At 42.6% G+C, this 21,476-nt stretch carries 16 protein-coding genes and 1 tRNA gene; 6 read left to right on the forward strand and 11 right to left on the reverse strand.

Going from position 1 to position 21,476, the window contains the following annotated elements:
- Positions 1 to 18: 18 nt before the first annotated feature.
- From KF820_03670 to phaC, 6 genes are all read right to left on the reverse strand, one after another.
- Complete coding sequence (locus KF820_03670; protein ID MBX3457444.1) at positions 19 to 573, reverse strand: cob(I)yrinic acid a,c-diamide adenosyltransferase; 555 nt, start codon at positions 571 to 573, stop codon at positions 19 to 21.
- Positions 574 to 650: 77 nt separating this feature from the next.
- On the reverse strand, positions 651 to 845 hold the full coding sequence (locus KF820_03675; GenBank protein MBX3457445.1) for a twin transmembrane helix small protein: 195 nt from the start codon (positions 843 to 845) through the stop codon (positions 651 to 653).
- A 62-nt stretch (positions 846 to 907) separates the two neighbouring features.
- The gene (locus KF820_03680; GenBank protein ID MBX3457446.1) at positions 908 to 4,084 is read right to left on the reverse strand and encodes a UvrD-helicase domain-containing protein; all 3,177 of its coding nucleotides are present in this window, start codon (positions 4,082 to 4,084) and stop codon (positions 908 to 910) included.
- Complete coding sequence (locus KF820_03685) at positions 4,081 to 6,858, reverse strand: PD-(D/E)XK nuclease family protein (protein MBX3457447.1); 2,778 nt, start codon at positions 6,856 to 6,858, stop codon at positions 4,081 to 4,083. Before KF820_03685 ends, KF820_03680 begins: the two co-directional genes overlap by 4 nt.
- Complete coding sequence (locus KF820_03690; protein MBX3457448.1) at positions 6,855 to 8,522, reverse strand: phosphotransferase; 1,668 nt, start codon at positions 8,520 to 8,522, stop codon at positions 6,855 to 6,857. Before KF820_03690 ends, KF820_03685 begins: the two co-directional genes overlap by 4 nt.
- A 115-nt stretch (positions 8,523 to 8,637) precedes the next feature.
- Complete coding sequence (gene phaC / locus KF820_03695) at positions 8,638 to 10,443, reverse strand: class I poly(R)-hydroxyalkanoic acid synthase (GenBank protein ID MBX3457449.1); 1,806 nt, start codon at positions 10,441 to 10,443, stop codon at positions 8,638 to 8,640.
- A gap of 44 nt (positions 10,444 to 10,487) precedes the next feature.
- Between phaC and KF820_03700 the strand changes: the two genes are divergently transcribed.
- The 6 genes from KF820_03700 to KF820_03725 all read left to right on the forward strand — a co-directional run bounded on the left by KF820_03700 (position 10,488) and on the right by KF820_03725 (position 16,225).
- Positions 10,488 to 10,748, forward strand: coding sequence for a hypothetical protein (locus KF820_03700; GenBank protein ID MBX3457450.1), 261 nt, complete (start codon positions 10,488 to 10,490; stop codon positions 10,746 to 10,748).
- On the forward strand, positions 10,745 to 12,529 hold the full coding sequence (gene recJ / locus KF820_03705; protein ID MBX3457451.1) for a single-stranded-DNA-specific exonuclease RecJ: 1,785 nt from the start codon (positions 10,745 to 10,747) through the stop codon (positions 12,527 to 12,529). The genes KF820_03700 and recJ overlap by 4 nt, the downstream gene beginning before the upstream one ends.
- Positions 12,530 to 12,737: 208 nt before the next feature.
- Positions 12,738 to 12,814, forward strand: a tRNA-Met gene (locus KF820_03710).
- 72 nt (positions 12,815 to 12,886) lie between these two features.
- Positions 12,887 to 14,917 carry a thioredoxin family protein gene (locus KF820_03715; GenBank protein MBX3457452.1) on the forward strand — a complete coding sequence of 677 codons (2,031 nt, stop codon included), beginning with the start codon at positions 12,887 to 12,889 and terminating at the stop codon, positions 14,915 to 14,917.
- Positions 14,917 to 15,552, forward strand: coding sequence for a thioredoxin family protein (locus KF820_03720; protein MBX3457453.1), 636 nt, complete (start codon positions 14,917 to 14,919; stop codon positions 15,550 to 15,552). The genes KF820_03715 and KF820_03720 overlap by 1 nt, the downstream gene beginning before the upstream one ends.
- A gap of 58 nt (positions 15,553 to 15,610) precedes the next feature.
- Entirely contained in the window at positions 15,611 to 16,225 is a 615-nt protein-coding gene (locus tag KF820_03725; protein ID MBX3457454.1) for a CatB-related O-acetyltransferase, read from the forward strand.
- 26 nt (positions 16,226 to 16,251) lie between these two features.
- Here the strand turns inward: KF820_03725 and nhaA are convergent, their stop codons facing one another.
- From nhaA to KF820_03750, 5 genes are read right to left on the reverse strand one after another with little or no spacing between them, the layout of a single operon-like run.
- Positions 16,252 to 17,430, reverse strand: a complete 1,179-nt coding sequence (gene nhaA / locus KF820_03730; GenBank protein ID MBX3457455.1) for a Na+/H+ antiporter NhaA — start codon at positions 17,428 to 17,430, stop codon at positions 16,252 to 16,254.
- Positions 17,431 to 17,439: 9 nt separating this feature from the next.
- Positions 17,440 to 18,894, reverse strand: a complete 1,455-nt coding sequence (locus KF820_03735) for a polysaccharide biosynthesis protein (GenBank protein MBX3457456.1) — start codon at positions 18,892 to 18,894, stop codon at positions 17,440 to 17,442.
- Positions 18,863 to 20,071, reverse strand: coding sequence for an O-antigen ligase family protein (locus tag KF820_03740; GenBank protein MBX3457457.1), 1,209 nt, complete (start codon positions 20,069 to 20,071; stop codon positions 18,863 to 18,865). The genes KF820_03735 and KF820_03740 overlap by 32 nt, the downstream gene beginning before the upstream one ends.
- Positions 20,068 to 20,481, reverse strand: a complete 414-nt coding sequence (locus KF820_03745; protein MBX3457458.1) for an EVE domain-containing protein — start codon at positions 20,479 to 20,481, stop codon at positions 20,068 to 20,070. Before KF820_03745 ends, KF820_03740 begins: the two co-directional genes overlap by 4 nt.
- Positions 20,481 to 21,476, reverse strand: a complete 996-nt coding sequence (locus tag KF820_03750) for an NAD(P)-dependent glycerol-3-phosphate dehydrogenase (protein MBX3457459.1) — start codon at positions 21,474 to 21,476, stop codon at positions 20,481 to 20,483. The genes KF820_03745 and KF820_03750 overlap by 1 nt, the downstream gene beginning before the upstream one ends.

A 21,476-nucleotide genomic window follows, 5' to 3' on the forward strand; every position in this document is an offset into this window, starting at 1 on the left:
TCCTCCTCCGGTATCAGATCAGCGGTTGGCGCCCGGCACCCACAAGACATCGTTTTGACCGTTAGCATTAGCAACCCGAGACAAAACAAACAATAAATCTGATAGTCGGTTCATATACTTTACTACTTCTAAATTTAACTGAGTTTCTTGGCTTAAGGCAACAATTACTCGCTCAGCACGACGAACAATTGTTCGCGCTAAATGCAAGGATGCAGCGAGAACCGTCCCTCCCGGCAAGATAAACGATGTTAAAGGATTTAAGGATTCGTTAAAAGCATCAATCTGATTCTCCAACCAAACAACCTGAGTTTCAACTATTCTCAACGCAGATTGTGCCAAATCCGGCATACACAGATCGGCACCCACATCAAATAGGTCATTTTGCACCCGATACAGGATCTGTGCTAACATGTCATTTGCATGAACACATGCGACACCAATAGCAGCATTAGCTTCGTCAACCGAACCAATAGCCTCAAATCTTAAGTCTGATTTTAATAATCGAGTACCACAACCCAAGGATGATTTGCCTTTATCCCCGCCTTTTGTGTAAATCCGAGTAAGCTGAACCACGTTGATTATCCTTTTGCACATTTATTCTGCATATAACAAGTCTAATATACTCATAACTTATAGCGCAACCTAAGGCTTTAACGATCTAACCAAAGAATGACAGCAAAAATTAATAAAGCAACCCCTTGAAGCAAAACACGCCAACGCATAGCCTCGTTAGAATATTTACGACTGAACTCTCCCCCACGCAGCAAGGTCACCAGGCCAAAACCCAAAACACTAACCACGCTCACGAGAGCAATCCCAAGTAAAATAGTCAAGAATGTATTCATGAATTCACTCTAGCAAATTCCATTCCTCCTGACGCTTGTCATTTTGTCGCGGGGACAGGTATTCAAACCCGAACCAATTGTCCAGTTGTGGTCCACAGGACAAAACACTCAATAGGGCGATTAGGGTAAAGAGATTTTAAACACTGTTTATAGGTTTCAAGTTGGTCTCGAATGTCCTGTGGGATTTTATCAGGGGGCATAGGACTTGATTTATAGTCCAAGATTTTAATGGTATCACCTAAAACAATCCGATCCAGACGGTAAAGCTGTCCGTCTGACGTCATCACTTCGAATTCAGCAATTGAATCCCCACCAAAAAATACCTGTAAATCTGAACGATTGAGAGTTTTCAGAGCGGTTTGACAACAATCTTCAATCAAAGATTGATTTTGGATTAGTGTCTGACACAGACGTTGTGCCGCGGTTGGCCATTGGATTAATGGTAAATCAGGTAGAACCTCGAGAAGCTTGTGGATAATGATCCCGCGATGAGCAAACGCTGTTTTCAGCTCTTTTTCGACGGATGATTTGAGGGTAGCACTTAAATCAACTGGCTGTAAGAGATAGTCAGGCAAGTCAATCACCTTAGATTGTTCTGACTTTAAAACTGTCGCCGTTTGCCAAGGCAGAAACTCAACACCATTACCCGCAAGAAGATTATACCAGGATGACTCCTTCTCTTTTGCACCATACCCACACACATATAAATGGTCTTGAGGACGCGTTAAGGCTACATAAAGTAGGCGCTTGTCTTCAGCATTATCTGCATGGACTTGGTTTTGCTTAAGGGCGCGTGTTAGATCAGTGTCGTCCTCTTTTGGCGGGCAAGCAAGAAGCAATGGTACATCACGATCGAGAGACCATAAAACAGGGTCACAAGGACTGGTAGCTGAAAACTTTTCCACCAGAATTACAACAGGCGCTTGTAATCCTTTGGATCCGTGAATTGTCATCATCCGGACCTCATTGTGCAGGCTGTCTGCGCTATCGCGTTTAAGCTCGTAATCTTGCGCCATCAATTCGCCAATGACTAACTCAAGGCTTGGGGGAAGGGTGCGATCAAAATTAGCCAAGACCTCCATAAAAGATGAGAGAACATCTTCAGCTTCATGCCCAAGGCGGCCAAGAATATTTTTCTTTCCATTCTGTTGATATAGAACAAAAGAATAAAGATCAAACGGGGTTAAATAATCCGTTTGATCCATAATAGTTTTGAGCCAGTGATAGGCTGGTCCATAAATGGGGGTATGTCCTTGATGAATGAGAGCTGACCACAGATTTTCTTGGCGTCCCACACTGAGAGTCATCAACTGCTCCTGAGTTAACCCAATAAGGGGGCTGGTTAAGACAGAAGCTAAAGACAAATCATCTTGAGGCTGAAGTAGAAATTGCCCGAGACTTAATAGGTCTTGAATAGCAAGATGATCTGTTAAAATCAATCGATCTGCCCCTGCAACGGGGACATTAAGTTTTTTCAGATGACGAATCAAGTGTTTCAAAAATACGGAGCGTTGTCGCACAAGGACTAAAATATCGCGAGGTTGGATTGGTTTTTTCGTTGAGGGTAAAATTTCTTGAGCAGCGAGCATTGCTGCAATCTGGTGGGCCAGTTTTTCAGCACAGTCTTGATCAACACTGTTAGGTTGGCGGCGTTCCGTTGGCAGAGTCCAAGGCTCTAGATTCGGATTCTCATGGGATTCATCCTTTAGAATAGATGGCAGGAGATGGATTTTTCCTTGATGGTTATGTCGAAATGGTGTGTGAACGAGATTATCTTCGGCCAATACCTGATGTTTTAGGGCATCGCTAGTAAAAATACGATCAACAATAGCAAGAACTTCGGGGGTGGATCGGAATGAAACGTTCAAGTCAACGTTGCGCCACGTTTGTCCAATGGCTTGGCTCTGCTCAGCAAAATAATGACGCAGCTCAATAAAATCTTTGGGGTTGGCGCCTTGAAAGCTATAGATCGATTGCTTAGAATCCCCCACCACAAAGAGGGTACGATCAGGGCGATCTGGTCGGAAAAAATCTTGTGTTAAGGTTTGGACCACACGCCACTGTGCTGGGTTCGTATCCTGTGCTTCATCAATCAGGATATGATCAATTCCGCCATCCAGTTTATAGAGCACCCAAGCTGCCAAGTCAGGATCCGTCAAAAGGTTGATGGTTGTATCAATTAAATCATCATAATCAAGAGCGCCTGCCGCTAATTTATGGTATTGATAGGCTGAATAAATACTGGTTGCAAGAATATAAAGAATTAAGGATTTTTGAGCAATCTCAAGGCGTTTTCGGGTATCAACTAATCGCCATAATCTCTCAGCTTCTAGGTCATTTTTGACTTTTGGTCGTTTGGAAATAGCACCCTCTTTTGTCAGAAAAAGAGATGTGTAATCCTTTAGTTGTGCAACGCGATTTTCTGGGGTTGAGGCTAACCATTGTTCCAAAATCTCATTGGGTTTTTCCTGAAGACAAGATAAGAGAGCTCTACGGTCAAAGGCTGATTCTTGACAAGCTCGTAGAGTCAAGTCAAAGTCAGCATTTTTTTTCGAGAGATCAACTGAGGTAAGCTCAAAAACTTGCTGTAATTGGTTGACGTAATCAGCCATGGAGACACAACTGATTTGTCTGAGACCATCGCGATTCGACAAAATACTGCTCAAAGCAGAGGTAAATGATTGGTCTTTGTAGTGCGTAGCCATAAGCTCAAACAACTCACCATGTTCGGATGCTTTTTCGTTCAAAGTTTTTGCTGTTGTTCGACGCAAAATTTGGCTCGCCTGAGTATCGTCAATAATTGAGAATTGGGCCGGAATCTTGGCTTCGAGTGGGAATCGTCCTAAGACAGATTGGCAGAATCCGTGAATCGTTTGAATTTTAATGCCACCGGGCAGATCCAGTAATTCCGTGAACAAAGATTGCGCTCGATTCATGAGGACAGGTGTGATATCTCCTTCCCACAGGTCAGAAAGACTAGTCCGTAGCTCATCCTCTGTCATCTGAATCCATGCCCCTAACCGCTGAAAGAGGCGTGTTTGCATTTCAGCAGCAGCAGCTTTCGTAAAGGTGAGACACAGAATCTTGCCAGGATCATAACCGGATAACATCAAGTTCAATAATCGATCTGTTAAAACTTTGGTTTTTCCTGTCCCGGCTGAGGCACTCACCCATGCGCTAACGGTTGGTGAGGCTGCAAGTTTTTGAGGATAACTAGGATTGGCACAAGCTGCTGTCATGAATTCCATTCCTCATACCGAGATAGCTGTAGATAATCGCGATTTTTTATTTTTTTCTCGCCCCAAGGGCCACACAAATAGGGTGAGGTTTTTGTTATAAAATGAGTCAAAAGGGCATGAAGACCTTCTTGAGCTTCCTCAATTTTGGTGCGCAGATCTTTGATCTGCTCGATATTGCCGCCAGCCTCATTCCCCGTTAAATGCCAATATTCAAGCTCTTGGGTTTCTTTTGCTCCAATGGATTGAAAAGCACCGCCTTCAAGGAGAATAGATTCCACTGTTAATTGAGGCGACAACCCAGCTGATATATCTGCTTTTGATGGTAAAGCACTTCCTGTTTTGTAATCCAATATAATCGCTGCCGATCCTGTGTAATCGATACGATCAGCAATGGATTTTATGGTCGCAAGTTGTCCGATCTCAAGGATACCCTCGATTTCTGTAACGCTCTGCCACATTGAGCGGGATTGCCATTGGTCAATCAACCAACCTGCAATTCGGACAAACCTTGGCCACCAAAAATGTTGGACATGGGCATCCTGAAGATAAGGGGAAAATACTTCGTGACCACAGACAATTAACTGATCGTAGTTAATCGTGTCAGGATGACGTCTATGATATAGATCTAAACTTTCGTGAATCAAATTTCCCAGATCTCGTGGGCTTAGCTCTTCATCAGGACGATCAAGCTTACGCAAGTTCAAAATACGTCGAGCATAATACCCATACGGATCGCGCATTAATTGCTCGATGTCTGTTGTTGACAGATGTGTTGGTCTGACATCCAGAGGCGGTGTTGGGGTAGGCTCTGGTGCAGCCGTATAAGTAGTTGGTTGATCAATAGTGCGCGCCCAATCTAAAAGATGTTGATCTTTGGTCAGGTCCAGCTTATGACTATCAAGCATAGTCTGTAGACGCAACCACCAACGACTAGGGATAGTTGCTGATCCGGATTGTTTTTGGGCGCGTGTTATCATGACGTCAGGGGCTGAAAACCCAAGACAAAAGTCATGGGCGGCAAGACCCAGTCGACGCAAGGGATCAGGAAGCCCCCAATCCAAACGCATTTGGCGATTCAACCACGGGTCATTGGATGGTGGCTGAGGCCAGGTGCCTTCATTCAATCCCCCTAAAATCATCAAGGGAGCATACGCTTGACGTGCTTCAAGAGCGCCCAAGATTCTGACAGGGCTTCCAATTCCTTGTTGATTGTGAACTTGGGATTGAGCCATAAGTTTTGTAATAAGATCTGCAAAATCTCGCTTAGACAGATTTGGGTAAAAATCTGTATAAGGTTCAAGCTTTGTCAAAAAATCTTCGGCGGCTTGACCATCGGCTTTTGACCATAACTGTTCTGGAGAGCACAAATTTTCTGCGGTTTGGACCAGATGGATCAGGTGAGCTTTAAATGTCGCAGGCATTGCCTTCAGATTCACGTGCTGCAAAAACTCATCATACCAAAGTTGCTGATCTTCTTTTAAAAAGGAACTACTATACAGATTTGGTTGTCGTAGTCGTCGCAATCTTAAGTCAAGAGCGCGAACGTGAGTAAGGTGGTCTGAGCGGAATTCTCCGCGATAGCATAAAGGATGCTTTAATAAGGCCAAGAGTGTTCGTGGCTCAGGCGATGCTACAAAGCGTGCTAATAAAGATAGAAATCGTCCAACAACAGTTTGATTTAAGGGGGTACCTTGCGATGTGTTGGCGATAATATTCCAGCGTTTCAAATGGACTTGAAGTCGACGCGTTAAACCCATGTCAGGAGTGATAACAACAATAGACTCAAGGCCGTCAGCCAAAGATTGTCTAATTTTAAGAGCAATAACTAACGCTTCTTGATCTGTGTCTCTGCACTCAATCATCGCAGTCAATGATAAAATTTGTTGCCGCTCCTCTTGTGATAGGGGAGGTGGTGGTGAGAAAGAGGGTTCCATTGCTTGCATCAGGAGTTTGCCACGTCCTGTGACCGCTGACATTTTAACCCATGGTTGAATTTGGGGGCTACCTAAATACCTGACAAAACTTTGTAAGGTATAAAGTGGGTGCGTTGAGGGGACATCATCTTCGCGTGGATCATAGCCCGGCAAGACAATTAATCCCATCTCAAAATTATAGATTGCTTTGGCAAGATCCCGTGTTGCCGGACGGGTTGCAGTGGTTCCGGCTAAAATGACAGGATAAGTGGGGCGCCACTGGTTTGCTAAGAGCCGAAGGTTATCGCGTTTGCGTCGGGCGCTATCAATCATACCATGATCAGTCAAGATTCTCGGCCAAAATTCCGTAATGATTTTCAGAAAATCAAGAGTCTGTTGCCAGTGTTGGGCATAGCGATCTGACACAAGGTTCTGGAGTTGATCTAAGGGAACGTCTGAGGTATGGATTTCATCAATTAAACTCAACAATTCTTGCGATAAATTAAGAGCAGAATTGAGCGACGGTTTATGTTGATGGGTTGACAAATAATTAAGAACTAACTGCGTCAATAACCCCAGTTGTTGCGTTGATGGCATGCTGGGGGGAAGTGGTTCTGCAACAAATCCGGGGAGTATCGGATCTTGTTCAAGATCAGCCAAGGCTATAATTCGAGGTAAAGCTTGTGAGATTTTTCTGGATTGGAATGCCTCTTTGAGCCCTAAGCAACCCCGTCGTGTCGGAAGGATGATTACTGATTTAGCAAGCAATAAGGGATCGTGGCCAAATCGTTCAACAATACCGTCAGCAAGCTTTTCAAGAAAAGATTCGCCAAATGGAATGGTAAAGACGGCATGCTTCATTTTTCCTCCTCGAGAAAATAATGAGACAAATCCATTTCTTGTAATTTTTCCAATGCTTGAGGTGTTCCAATGTCAGACCACTTACCATTTAGGATAATTGCTTTTAATCGATTTTGTTTAGCTGCTTTTTTGTAAATTTCCACCAAAGAAAAAGCTCTAAATTTTTCATCTAAAAAGGCGCGTGGATGGAGTATTTGAATACCCGTATAAACATAGGGGGCTGTATCATTTTCTCTGAATGCCGGCGTTAATGTTTTGCCATCCCACGTAAAATCACCGAGCCCCGCAAAATTTAGGGTATTTTCCTTTTGAACTAAAACCAACAGGACATCCATGAAGGCATCATCCCAAGTCGACATTAATTCTTCTAGAATATTACCTTGATTTTCTTGCCACCATATGTCGGAATTTAGGCATAGAATTGGATCTTGCCTGAAATGGTGTAGAGCATTTAAAACGCCCCCTCCTGTTTCTAGGAGAGAGTTTTCGTGGGAGATAATAACGTTTTTATTCGCTAGATATGTATGAATTTGATCAGCCAAATAGTGCGTATTGACAACGATCTTAGTCATTGATTTAAGGCGATCTAAGGCATATTGGATTAAGGGTTTTCCTTTTAGCTTAATTAATGGTTTTGGAGTCGTTAATGTAAGGGGCTGCAGTCGCTTTCCCATCCCGGCTGCAAGAATCATTGCTTGATTTACACACCTTTCCCCTTGAGAGGAAGTGATGTTTGACGCAAACCATCCTTTAATATCTACCAAATCAGGATTTTGGAAGTTACGTTCCATAATTTTCCATATTCGAGGAATATGATTTAGATAATGAGGTTTTCCGTCTCGTTTAGCAAGACGAACAAATACACCAAGGATTCGTGTCAAACGACTCACACTTAATTTTTGGGCTAAGGATTTATTAAGTGTTGGAAACGCCCTTAGATAGTGTGCCCAACATTGATCAATCAATAGATCAGGTAAATCGAGACGAACGTCGTCAACCAGAGAGAGAAAGTCATAGACAGCAGGACCCCAACAGGCATCTTGAAAATCTAAGAGACCACAGGCTTGGGTATCAGGGCGGTTTTCTAAATAAATCAGATTATCGACATGAAAATCCCGTAACATGATACCTTGTGGGAGTGCCTGAAACTCGTGGTATAGATGGGTCCATAATTCTAAGAATGATTGTCTGGCAGACTGGGAGGCTTGGTGCCCTTGAGTTTCCGGATAATACCAATCGAGAAAAGTTGTCACGCCCTCCAAGAATTTTTCAAGCGTATAAAAAGGAACAGATTGCGGTTGATCTGTAAGTTTTGTACTTAGTTCAAGGGTTGTTTGTGTTGCCAAACGATAAAGGTCATCCCGTTGTTCAGGGTGATGCTTAAGCATGAACGTAAACGTACAATCCCCCAGATCCTCAAGGAGCAACAACTCACTGGTTCGGAAGAGAACTTTAGGGGCGGAAAATCCTGCTGTATTCAACGTCTCAGAGATTGCTGTAAAATGGTCATTGCTCTCAAGAAGAGGACTATCCATCAGGACATAGGTATTATTGGAAGTTGCAATCCGATAGTATTTTCGAGGTGAGGCATCGCCAGCCAAAAAAGTAACAGTATAATTGCGCAAACCCGCTTGGTCTAAGAATGAAGTAAAATTGTTGAGCACGATGATCTCCGGATTGATGTTCCCAGTATCGCGCAGGTTCATCATACAGATCAAGCGGATTCCCAACAATTTTTTGGCCGTTTGAACCTAGCAGGAACAAAGTCAAATCAAATGACTACTCCAATCCCTGATCTTTGACATAATCACCCGGTGCCTCGGCAATAATGTCCTTTTTTGCAATTTTAGGAGCAGGTACTTTTTTGCCAGCATATTGTTCCATCCATGATTTCCATGTTGGCCACCAAGATCCTGTGTGTTTTTCAGCATGTTCCAGCCATTCTTCGGCTGTTTTATAAAATTTGTCAGCTTCCATAAAATAATATTTGTTTTTTGCCGGGTGGTTAAAGACCCCAGCCACATGGCCAGATCCCGATAAAACAAATTTCTCAGCATGTTTGACTGCTTGGGTCAAGGGGTAGACGGCTTTCCATGGAGCAATATGATCATCGAGAGCTGCCATGACAAACATAGGTAAATCGATGGTTGTCAGATCAACAGGAACATCTTTAACTTTGATGCCACCCGGTTGAATCAGTTTGTTGTCCAAATACATGTCCCGTAAAAATTGGGTGTGCATAGTAGCCGGCATACGGACAGCATCGCCATTCCAATGCAACATGTCAAAGGGCATAGGCTCTTTACCCATCAGGTAATTGTTCACATAAAAAGACCAAATGAGGTCATTGGATCGTAGCAAATTAAAGGATTGTACCATGGCGTTGCCTTCTAGGTATCCCTTTTTCTTTACGTGAGCTTCGAGTTTTTTAAGTTGCTGTTCACAAACGTAAACCAGCAGATCGCCCGCTTCTTTGAAATCGATGGGGGCTGCAATAATGGTTGCCGCATCAAAGGGCTTTTTACCTTTAGCCTTTAAGTAGGTCAAAAGACTGTTTAGTAAAACACCACCTGTACAATATCCGATGGCATTGATTGTATCGCGTTTTGTGTACTTTAGAAGAAAGTTCAAAGCTTCATTAACACCATCTAAGACATAATTCGATAAGGTCTTATCAGCATGCCATTTGTCTGGATTCGCCCAAGAAACCATGAACAAGGTGAATCCTTGATCAACTGCCCATTTGATAAACGAATTTTCAGGTTTTAAATCAAAAACGTAAAACTTATTGATCCATGGGGGAATAATGAAAATAGGTTTTTCATAAACAGTTTTTGTGGTTGGTGCGTATTGAATCAGCTCTAAATAACGATTGCGATAGATAACTTTTCCGGGAGACGTTGCGATATCACGGCCAAGCTGTAAGGCTTCCATATCCGTCATTTTAATATTAAATGAACCTGTCGCTGTATCTTTGAGAAAATTTTTGAATCCTTGGATCAGGTTTTCACCTTTGGATTCATAGGTTTCTTGGATCACATCCGGATTGGTCAGCGGAAAGTTAGTCGGTGACATCGCATCAATGATTTGACGTGTGTAAAACTCAAGCTTTCCATAAGTTTGCGGGTCAAGTCCATCGATTTGCTCGATGACATTACGCAGAAGTTTCGCGTTAATTAGATAGAGTTGCTGCATGAAAAAGAAAGCTGGATTTTTCTGCCAAATTTCATTTTTAAACCGTTTGTCGCGTGGGTCTACTTCGATAATCGGATGGGCTTCTTGTCCGCGGAGTTGTTGGGATACTTCATTTACAATTGCCATAACGTCACGCAAATGTTCTTTTTGAAGTTCGATGATCTGATCCGGTCGTTCCGATAGCTTCTTGGCAGCCTTTGCCATGGTGTCTTGAACAACTTCAGGATCGAAAATCGTAACAATTCCTTTAGATGTTTTTTTTTGATCTTGTTGCCAAAAATCCATCCAACTTTGTTGATTCTTTTCAAGAATTTTGGACCAGATTTCTTGCCACTCACGATTCATTTCTTGATAAAGTTCTAAAGGTGATTCATTCTTTTGCGCTGACATGGTACACTTACTTCTAAAGGGTCATATTTCTACTGTAACGACAGATGCTTAATAATATATTAACACATTTTACTAAAATTTTACCAATAACATTGCTCGGTTTTGTTTTACAAAGTTGCAGTGATCCGTTGGACGATGAAAAATACACTACAATTGAAGGCGGATTTCCAAAGCTTATTGATGTACCTGACCGACCAAAAACGATGAGTTCTAGGGACATTGATCAAAAAAAGCATCAACTCGATGCAGACCGTTTAGAAGCAGAAAAATTAGCTGAACAAAACTATAAAATGGCAACGAAATGACAGCTATACGCAAACAAGAGCCGAAAGCAGAAACTCTGTTTGAGGAGCAAAAATCAATTTCGGGCCGTCGTTGGGTTCACGATGAGGTTGATCCAAGGTTAGCTTTGCAATTAGCGCAAAACCATGGGATTGGAACTTTATCTGCCTCAATTTTGCTGCGCCGTGGCCTAACATTTGAGACGGCCGGACAGTTTTTGCAGCCGACTCTACGGGATTTAATGCCGGACCCCTCCCATTTAAAGGATTTAGATGCTGGGGTGAACCGTGTTATTACAGCCTTAAAATCCAAAGAAACAATTGCTGTGTTTGGTGACTATGATGTAGACGGTGCCACTGCAACGGCAATATTACGTCGCTATTTCGATGATATTGGGGCATCACTACGGGTTTACATTCCTCAGCGAATCGAAGAAGGATACGGCCCAACCATTCCGGCTATGGAACAATTAGCCAAAGAAGGCACCACAACGTTGCTGATGGTAGATTGCGGAACGACTGCCTTTGAGCCATTGCAAGAAGCGAAGAACTTAGGAATGGATGTGATTGTCATTGACCATCATATGTCTCAGGCATCGTTGCCTGTAGCAACGGCTGTGATTAATCCTAATCGATTAGACGAAAATAGTCCTTTGACGCATTTATGTGCTGCGGGCTTAAGTTTTGTCTTTATGGTGGCGTTGCATCGCCGTCTTCGCCAAGAAGGATGGTTTGAAGGACAAACTGAGCCTGATTTGCGTCAATACTTGGATCTTGTAGCCTTAGGAACTGTTTGTGATGTAATGCAGCTGACAGGCCTCAATCGCGCCTTTGTTTCCCAAGGCCTTAAGGTTATGGCGCGACGCGGAAATCCCGGGTTGCGCGCTTTGAGTGATGTGGCCGGTCTCGATGATACGCCGTCTGCCTATCATTTAGGGTTTTTAATTGGACCGCGTATTAATGCGGGCGGTCGTGTTGGCTGTGCTGAGTATGGATCACGCTTGTTATCAACAAATGATGTATTAGAAGCTCAGCAATTAGCACGGGATTTGGATCTTTATAATAAAGAACGTCAAGCGATCGAAAGTTTAGTGTTAGAAGAAGCGATGACTCAAGTTGAATCGCGTGGACTCGATCGACATCCTGTAATTCTGGTTGGACAAGATGGTTGGCATCCGGGAGTAATTGGCATTGTGGCAGGACGCCTTAAAGAACGGTACAACAAACCAACCTGTGTCGTCGGATTTGATGGTGATATTGGCAAAGGTTCCGGACGCTCCATTACAGGTGTTAATTTAGGCACTGCGATGCACGTTGCAACCCATCAAGGTATATTGGCAGCCGGTGGTGGTCATGCTATGGCAGCCGGATTTACTGTCATGAGGAATCAGTTCGATGCCTTTTACACGTTCCTGTGTGACCAGTTGCGTCTACAAGTCGCAAATGTGGATCCTGTTCTTGAGGTTGATGGTATTTTAACGCCATCCGGGGCAACACTTGAGTTAATTCGTGAACTTAAAATGTTAGAACCGTTTGGCAATGGTAACCCAACACCCAAATTCTGTATCCATAAAGCACGCGTAACATATGCCGAACCTGTAGGGATTAATCATATTCGCTGCTCCTTAGAAGGGGAAGATGGAACGCGCCTTAAGGCGATGGCATTTCGGGCTTTAGGAACACCACTCGGCGATGCAATCTTATCGCGCAATAATAAATCGATTCAAGTGGCCGGAACACTTAAGGCTGATACATGGAATGGGCGTACAACTGTGACCTGTTTTATTGATGATGTCATGCACTAGCCAGTTCCTTTTGACCCTGTTACAGCTAAACTCGTCGCTGCCTAGAATTTCAGACTTTTCTTCTGAGAAATTAGGGCATTGCCCTAAGATGAAAAAAATTATTTTCATGGATAAGCCATGAGCAGCCCTCCCTAACATTTTTTTTGACAAGCCCCCTGTTTATCGTTATATTGTCTTTACAACCAGATTGTAAGAATCAGCGTTAAGTGGCGAAGTAGCTCAGTTGGTTAGAGCAGCGGAATCATAATCCGCGTGTCGGGGGTTCAAGTCCCTCCTTCGCTACCAAATCTCCCTTGTTTTATTGAAAAATTTTATGCTTTAATGGGTCTAGGATTAATATTGCCATTAGGTCTCATCATGCGCTGGATCGTTTCTCTCGTTTTCTTTGTAGCCACGATTGTCCAATCCCTTTCAGCATCTCAGGCAACATTGGAACATACTCAAGTTGAATTGATGAGTGAAGTTGAAACCATCAAGCCTGAAGTTCCGTTCTGGGTTGTCTTTAAAATTACCATGAAACCAGGCTGGCACACTTATTGGAAAAATCCCGGCGATTCAGGTATGGAAACCATATTAACGTGGGATCTTCCCGAAGGGTTTTCCGCATCCCCTATCCAATGGTTACCGCCGGAAACATTGACGCTTGGTCCTGTTGTGTCCTTTGGTTATTCCAATGAATCCTTTCATTTAGTCCAAATTACCCCACCCAAAGATTTAACCGGGGAAACCTATGCTATAAAGGTGAAAGCTGATTGGCTTGTTTGTGAAGAAACATGTATCCCGGAAAATGCGTCGCTTGCTATCACCGTTGCCAAATCAACAGAAAATGACCTCCTCTACACAAGCCACAAAGCCCTTGTTGATGAACTTGTGGCAGAACTTCCCAACAAACCCAATCAATTTGGTGAATACCGACTCAATGGTGAAAATATTGAATTTTACTTACCAGACGGATTGTTAGTAGACAAAAAAATCAGCGATGTATCGTTTTATCCTGAAGGAAAAGGTACAATCAAAAATGGGTCAAAACAACATTGGGTCATAAAAGATAATCGCCTGATCATTTCCATGCTCAAAGATTTTTCAGCCCCGGACCGAATTACAGGCCTTGTCAAAATTACCGATGCGGATAGCAAAGAAATCAAAGCCTACCAATTATACTTTGGGAAAGTTCACGTCGCACCGATTGATGAAGGGCTAGCAGGAACGTTGTGGGGAATCCTTTTATTTGCCTTTTTAGGAGGGCTGGTCCTCAATGCGATGCCGTGCGTCTTTCCTGTCTTGTCCTTGAAGGCTGTATCCATTGCCAGCAAAGCTAAGAGTCACCGTGGCTTTATCCGCAAACAAGGGTTGCTGTATACTCTTGGTGTCCTTGGATCTTTTGTGTCCATGGCCAGCATTTTGATTACATTGAAAGCATCCGGCGAAAGTGTTGGCTGGGGATTTCAAATGCAAAATCCGTATTTCATAGCATTCATGGCTTACCTTCTATTTTTTGTTGGTCTCATTCTATCAGGTCTTACTTATTTACCCGCTTTATTTGGATCATCCCAAGCCACAATTGATGACGGTAAAAACCCATGGTCCAGTTTCTGGATCGGTGTATTAGCAGTTTTAGTCGCCACACCTTGTACAGCCCCCTTTATGGGTGTCGCAATCGGCTATGCTTTGGGACAATCCACCTTAATTATCATTCTTGTCTTTTTAGCTCTAGGGTTAGGATTTGCCACCCCCTATTTATTGATCAGCCTGATCCCGGTAACGCTACGCCTCCTGCCGAAACCAGGGCGTTGGATGGAAACGTTTAAGGAGTTCATGGCTTTTCCGATGTACTTAACTGTCGCATGGTTGCTATGGGTTCTAGTACAACAATCAGGATCTCGAGGTCTAATTGCATGTCTTATTGGACTTGTCTTCATGGCCTTTAGCCTCTGGTTCTGGGGACGATTTAGACAACGACTCCTGCCTGTCAAAATCCTATTAGGTCTGTTTCTAACCACCCTAACCCTCAGCCCAATGGCCTATGTCAAACCACCCGTTGAATTAATTCAAATAGAAAAATTCTCACGCCAACGCTTGCAAGAATTGCGCGCACAAGGCCGTCCCGTCTTTGTCTATGCAACTGCAGCGTGGTGTATTACCTGTAAAGCCAATGAGTTTGCCTTGAAATCACCAGCCATGCAGTTGACTTTCCAAAATCAAGACATAACCTTGTTAGAAGCAGATTGGACAAACCAAGACCCGGAGATTACGGATTACCTAAAGAGCTTTAGTCGTAGTGGTGTTCCGCTCTATGTTTATTACCCACCTCAAGGGGACGCCGTTATCTTACCACAACTACTGACAGAAAGTATTATTGTTCATGCACTTACAAAGGGAGGGAAATGATGAAAACATACATTTTAGCAGCCTTAATTGCCTTTGGTTTTAGCTCAGCCGATGCGGCAAAAAGCACAAAAACACCCGACATCAATAGTACCATCAAAATTGGCGAGACTGCTCCCGGTTTTGATGCAAAAGATACCAATGGTAAAGACGTCAAACTCCAAGACCTAAAGGGTAAGCTTGTTGTTCTGGAATGGACAAATTTTGATTGCCCATTTGTCAAAAAGCACTATACATCAAAAAATATGCAAGACCTTCAAAAGAAGTACACAGACAAAGGTGTTGTCTGGATCTCAGTCAACTCGTCTGCCCCAGGACAACAAGGACATCTAACGAATGAGACAGCGAATACAACCATGAAAGAAAAGGGATCTGCTGCAACGCATATGCTTTTAGATCCTGATGGCGCCATGGGACGTGCTTACGGCGCCAAAACAACTCCACATATGTTTGTCATTAATAAAGAGGGAAAACTTGCTTATATGGGGGCAATTGATAATCAGCCAACAGTCCTCGTTGATGATATCCAAGCAGCCAAGAACTATGTATCCGAAGCTTTAGATGAGCTTTTAGCCGACAAACCTGTGACAGAGAGTCAAACACAATCCTATGGATGTTCCGTTAAATATTCGAGTTAAGAAAATACTCCTTGACGATTAAAGTCACGCTCGATACCTTCAAGTCAAGGAGTGCCCCATGTCCAATAATCCCAACCCCAACGAAACATACCCGATTAATGGCATCAAGCGGACTTGTTTTTTAAAAAACATTATTAATCACCCACAAATTCAAATTGGGGACTTCACCTATTACGATGACCCGGATGGCGTGGAAAACTTTGAAAAAAATATTCTTTATTTCTTTGATTTCATCAACGACAACTTAATTATTGGCAAGTTTTGTCAAATTGCCACAGGTGTGCGCTTTATTATGAATGGATCTAATCATGCCATGAACGGCATTTCATGCTATCCGTTCAAAGTCTTTGGTCATGACTGGACCCAAGCATCTATGGATCCCCCTTTCAAAGGGGATACGGTGATCGGCAATGATGTTTGGATTGGCAATTCAGCAACATTTATGCAGGGTATTAAAGTGGGAGATGGGGCAATCATTGCAACCAATGCTGTTGTCACAAAGGACGTTTCCCCTTATGCCATTGTCGGTGGGAATCCGGCTCAGATTATACGCTATCGCTTTGCCCCAGAAACGATTGAAAAATTACTGGAAATCAAATGGTGGGATTGGCCTATCGATAAAATTACAGCAAATATAAAAGCCCTCAGTTCCGGCACTATACACGATCTATAACGGCAGCAAAGACGATTATAAATTAACTAATCATTACGCCATTTGTGCTTGATAAGAAATAAGCATAGACAGCCATAAACAGCTGATAGCATAGATCCAATAATCACACCAACTCGCATGGCATAATTAGGTTCAAAAGCCTCAAATGTTAAGTCGCCAATAAATAAACTTAAGGTAAAACCGATTCCCCCTAAAACAGAAATCGCATAAAGCAAAGACCAGTTAATTTGATTTGGTAAACGTCCCAACTTCAGTTTAACCGCAATCCATGAAAACCCAAATAATCCCAAAGGCTTGCCGATTACCAATCCCCCAATAATTCCCAATGAAATAGGTGTTGCAAGCACCCTCATTGAGATTGCGTCAAGGTCTATCCCCGAGTTAATAAAAACAAAGCAGGGCAGAACAACAAAACAAACCAGTGGGCGCAAAATTTTTTCAAGCCGATGAAATGAGGGACTAACTTTATCCCCTGTCATAACAGGCAAGATTAAGGCTAAAATAGCACCACTTAACGTTCCATGGCATCCGGACTCTACCATGAATAACCACAAGAATCCCCCCAAAATAAGATAAACCGAGTTACGTTGAACGCCCTGGAAATTCAAAAACAATAAAACAAGAACGATTCCCATAGACAGAAATAAAGCTGCAAAATTAATATTTGTCGTATAGAATACAGCCAAAATAAGAAGAGCCAGCGCATCATCAATCAGAGAAAAACTAAGGATAAAGGCTCTCACTCTGCTTGATATCGCCGTTCCAAATAAGGAAACAAGCCCCAACATAAAGGCTGTATCCGTTGCAATCGGAATCGCCCATCCTTTAGCAGAATCTTGCCCGCCATTGAAAAATAAATAGACTAAGGCCGGCATAACAATCCCGCCAATAGCCGCAAAAGCAGGGATGATCAGTGCTTTTCTGTCACGATAGTCACCGCAGACTAACTGATACTTTAATTCCATTCCAATAAACAGAAAGAAAAGCGTCATTAACCCATCATTGACAATCTGAAGAATCGTTGCCTCAAAACTAAAACGCCCAAACTGTACCGTCACAGGCAAGAAGATAATATCTTGATAAAAGTCAGATGTAACGCGGATATTCGCCATAATAAGAGCGACCATAAAAGTCAAAATAATTGCTAAGCCCGAGGCAACTTCAGACTCAATCAACGTTGAGAGTTTAATCCTTTTTTGTTTCATACGAATTCTTTAAGCTCTTTTTTTCTGTCCTTGTTCAGGGCGTTCCTTCAACAAAACTTCAATATCTTGAAAGCATTGATCAAAGTCTGTTTCAATAATGGGACAGTCTGCAACAATTGCAGCCCCCTCTTGGCTCGTCGGAAAAAGATTTTCTGAATCCTGAATCTTGGGTTTAATCTTCTTAATCGATGCGCTTATTTTTGATGCAATCTCCTCTAGGCTATCTGATGCTTGAATCTCACGCTGAAGTGTGACTTTTTTAAATTCGCATACATGCGTCAAAGCCCAAACAGCACCAAAATGCGAAGGATTTTCTTGGAACTGAGACATCATTGTCAAAATCGTTTTTGATACATCTAATGTTGGCGACAATAAAAGATTAGATTTATCATACCCCCAAAAATGGGACATCAAATTAGGGATGATTTCTAAACCATCAGCCGGAGCGCGATGACGCAAAACTAGGACACGCGTTTTTTCTGAGTCTAATCGCTGAGCATAACATTCAAGAACAGATTGCGCTGTTTCTAAGGCTTCATCATCGTACAAAGGAACCGCTGATAACGATACAATGAATTTAGCTTTACTCGCCACACCTTGGTCAATCAATAGTCTAGGAAAGGTCAAATTTCTTAAGAGAAAACTTTTCTGTCCACCCTGTAAATGAGAAAACGTATAGCACCGATCCACATCAAAAACATACTTTATAGCATATGTTTTAAAGAAACTTTTTAAGTCTTCAGCAGCTAAACTTGAGCTTAAGGCGAAAACAACCTGACTTTTAGGCATAAACCGTTTAACCCAAGCCTGCATCATTGCAATATTAGATTCAGATGAGTCAATCAAAACCAATTTCTTGGGGGGATTACTAACCATTACCCCTAATAACCGCTGTCCAACGGGAGTCCCCGCCCCCGAAATCAACACGGCATCAAATTTATCAGGCAAGGGAATGATGTCCTGAGCATTGGGCTTAACCTCTGGCCATTTCGGACGAATCTGCTGCCACAACTGATAATAATTAACAGCCGTTGGACGTTGGATTCTAAGGTTACGTAGTTTGTTGCGCTTTGCCCATATTAGCATAGCTATAGTTGAATAAACGGGCGTCAACCAATGCACCATTTCCCGTTGTCCACCTAATAACATGAGCGGGAAAAAAACAATAAAAGTCCCCATAATTTTCCAAAACTCGATGTCAGCATAAGCCTCAAGAATAAGAACAACATGGTTTTTAGTGTGAAGGAATAAACTAACCCCAACGGCCACTAAACCCAAAATTAGAAATGTTTTTGATAAGTAGCTCGAAGAAAAGCCGGTCAAATCAAAATCATAAAAAACCAAACACGATAAAATAAAAACAAAAACCGTTTTAATTGAAAAACTAAGTGGTGAAAGAACTGCCGCAAATTGATCGGCTATATCACGCCATTTAACTAGAAGTGACTGAATTTGGTTTTTCATCCGAAACCCTAAGTGAAAACATTACTGTTATCATTATTATGACGGATAACCACCAAATTTGCCAGATCCCAAAACTAACAGACACAATAAAAAGCAACGAAGTGACGTATCCGTGCATCAGTGCCAAAGAACGATTATCGGGAATACGCTGAAACCCTTGTCGTACAGTAAAGAAAAAAAACAAGCCCAACAATAAAGATCCGACAACGCCAAGTTCCAACAAGATTTGTAATAACCCGTTATGAAGATGCTGAACACCGCTCTTAAAAATGGTTATTGATTGAAACTCACCGTCCCTAGTCACATAATTATGGATTGGAGAGATAATACTTAATTCGGGTGTTTGGCCAATACCAAAACCAAAGACAGGCGTTTTTATAAATTTCTTAGAAGCCCAATCTATCATTTCTAAACGTTGTTGCGAAGAGCTTGATTCAGGGTGCACAGCAATTTTTTGCCAGTGGTCCGATGTCATCAAGAATCCGATCAGAAACGCCAGACAAGTAGGAGCAAGACCAACAACCATTGACAAAAAGCGATTTGTCAGTTTTGGCAGCATCATTGTCAAAATAACAACAAGACACCCCAAGACAAGCGCAACGGGCCCCGCATCAAAATCATAAGACCACATAACCCAGGCTGACGTTACAATCGACAACAGAATGAAAACAACAGGATATTTAGGATAACGTTGCGTTAATTCAAACAACCAAATCCCAAGACACACGGTTGTCATAAATCTGGAATAGGTTGCGGATCGATTCGTATGGATTATATCAATAAGGGGATAATCCATAAAATAGTCGAGGACTAGTATTCCGACACAAACCCACATTCCCCTAAAAAAACAACTGAGGTGACGATCCAACTCAAGATGACTTAAAGACTTTAAATATAGGAAAAACAAAGGTGCACAAGCCAGAATCGGAATAACTTTCTTCAAAGTTAACAAGGAAATACGTGGATTTATTGACCACATGCAAGACAACCCCATCCACAGAACAAGACCAAAAAAACTCAACCAAAGTGGCGTTACAAGGTGGCGAATTTCCTTAAATTTATGGTCAAAAACCCCTAAACCCGAAACAATCACTAACGGGATATACATCCCTTTTGGCATAAACAAAGCAATAGGCCCAACCCCTGCTAAAACCCATCTTGCAATAGTCTGAATCATTGTTTATAGCTACCCATGTCACATAACAAGTTCCAAGCCCCCTCATCAATGGGCATAACCGACAACCGCGACTGGCGAATCAAAGCTAAATCTGATAACTCAGGAACAAGTTTAATTTGTTCAAGAGAAATTGGAATCGGCATATCCGCATAGTATTCCACATCCACCATCCCAAAACGACCTGTCTCATCTGTATGATCTGGATAATATTCCCGACATACCCGAACAATCCCAACAATTCGACGTTCACTCACGGAATGATAGAAAAAACACAGGTCTCCAACCTTCATAGCTTTCATGTTATTAGACGCCTGATAATTACGAACACCATCCCAATGCGTCACTTTTTTTTCTTTTTGATCTTGCCATGACCATGTTGACGGCTCTGTTTTAACCAACCAATATGCCATTAAAATTCCCTTTCAGACTGACGCGACAGAACATCAACAATGACAGATTCAATTGTCTCATGTTCATGCAAAACTCTATAGACTGCTTGCGTTAACGGTGCATAAACGTTTAATTTTTTCGCAATATCATAAATAGCAGCTGTTGTCACAACCCCTTCGGTAACCGAGTGCCTACGGGATAAAATCTCATCCATAGATTGTCCCCGTCCCAATTGCAAACCAAATGAGTAATTACGCGACTTCTCACTGGTTGCCGTCAAAAATAAGTCACCTACCCCAGCCAAACCTAGGAACGTTTCTTTATCTCCCCCCAAAGCAATCCCTAATCGCGTCATTTCCGCAAGCCCGCGTGACAACAAGGCCGCCCGAGCATTACACCCCATACCGAGCCCGTCTACAATGCCGCTAGAAATGGCAATCACGTTTTTACAAGCGCCAGCTGCTTGAACCCCAATAATATCAGAGCTTGCGTAACAGCGCAGCGTTCCATGGCGCAACGTTTTTGCGATAGATTCAGCCTCCTCAATATCTTGACTCGCAATCATCACTGCTGTCGGCATGCCTCTAGCTAACTCATCGGCAAAAGAAGGGCCCGACAACACAGCGACAGGATTAGCCACACGCCGCCGCACAATCCCGGATAATAAAGATTTTTCCCCGCGATGAATTCCCTTCGCGCAAATAACAATTGGTGTTGACGATTTTAAAAATGGCTTTAAATCCTCAATAATTTGATCTGTTTGCTGGGCTGGCGTGACCAGCAATAGGATATCAGCCGTTTTTAGAACAGATAAATCTGCGGTTATATTTAATGTTTCCGGCAATGGTATATCTGGTAAGTAACGATCATTAAACCGCTTAAGTTTGAGGGTATCAACTTGTTCTTGGCGACGGGCATAGAGGGTAACTTTTTGTCCTGCCTTCAGCGCACTCAATGCCAAAGCACTCCCAAAAGCACCTGCTCCGACGACAACAACGTGTTTTTTTTCAAGCAT

This window comes from Candidatus Paracaedibacteraceae bacterium, assembly GCA_019636055.1.
Lineage (GTDB): Bacteria > Pseudomonadota > Alphaproteobacteria > Paracaedibacterales > Paracaedibacteraceae > Paracaedibacter.

Bases quoted from the DNA above. Each gene is read 5' to 3' on its own strand.
- KF820_03675 (MBX3457445.1), bottom strand. From the start codon at position 845: ATGAATACATTCTTGACTATTTTACTTGGGATTGCTCTCGTGAGCGTG.
- KF820_03680 (MBX3457446.1), bottom strand. From the start codon at position 4,084: ATGACAGCAGCTTGTGCCAATCCTAGTTATCCTCAAAAACTTGCAGCC.
- KF820_03685 (MBX3457447.1), bottom strand. From the start codon at position 6,858: ATGAAGCATGCCGTCTTTACCATTCCATTTGGCGAATCTTTTCTTGAA.
- phaC (MBX3457449.1), bottom strand. From the start codon at position 10,443: ATGTCAGCGCAAAAGAATGAATCACCTTTAGAACTTTATCAAGAAATG.
- KF820_03700 (MBX3457450.1), top strand. From the start codon at position 10,488: ATGCTTAATAATATATTAACACATTTTACTAAAATTTTACCAATAACA.
- recJ (MBX3457451.1), top strand. From the start codon at position 10,745: ATGACAGCTATACGCAAACAAGAGCCGAAAGCAGAAACTCTGTTTGAG.
- KF820_03715 (MBX3457452.1), top strand. From the start codon at position 12,887: ATGCGCTGGATCGTTTCTCTCGTTTTCTTTGTAGCCACGATTGTCCAA.
- KF820_03720 (MBX3457453.1), top strand. From the start codon at position 14,917: ATGAAAACATACATTTTAGCAGCCTTAATTGCCTTTGGTTTTAGCTCA.
- KF820_03725 (MBX3457454.1), top strand. From the start codon at position 15,611: ATGTCCAATAATCCCAACCCCAACGAAACATACCCGATTAATGGCATC.
- nhaA (MBX3457455.1), bottom strand. From the start codon at position 17,430: ATGAAACAAAAAAGGATTAAACTCTCAACGTTGATTGAGTCTGAAGTT.
- KF820_03735 (MBX3457456.1), bottom strand. From the start codon at position 18,894: ATGAAAAACCAAATTCAGTCACTTCTAGTTAAATGGCGTGATATAGCC.
- KF820_03740 (MBX3457457.1), bottom strand. From the start codon at position 20,071: ATGATTCAGACTATTGCAAGATGGGTTTTAGCAGGGGTTGGGCCTATT.
- KF820_03745 (MBX3457458.1), bottom strand. From the start codon at position 20,481: ATGGCATATTGGTTGGTTAAAACAGAGCCGTCAACATGGTCATGGCAA.
- KF820_03750 (MBX3457459.1), bottom strand. From the start codon at position 21,476: ATGCTTGAAAAAAAACACGTTGTTGTCGTCGGAGCAGGTGCTTTTGGG.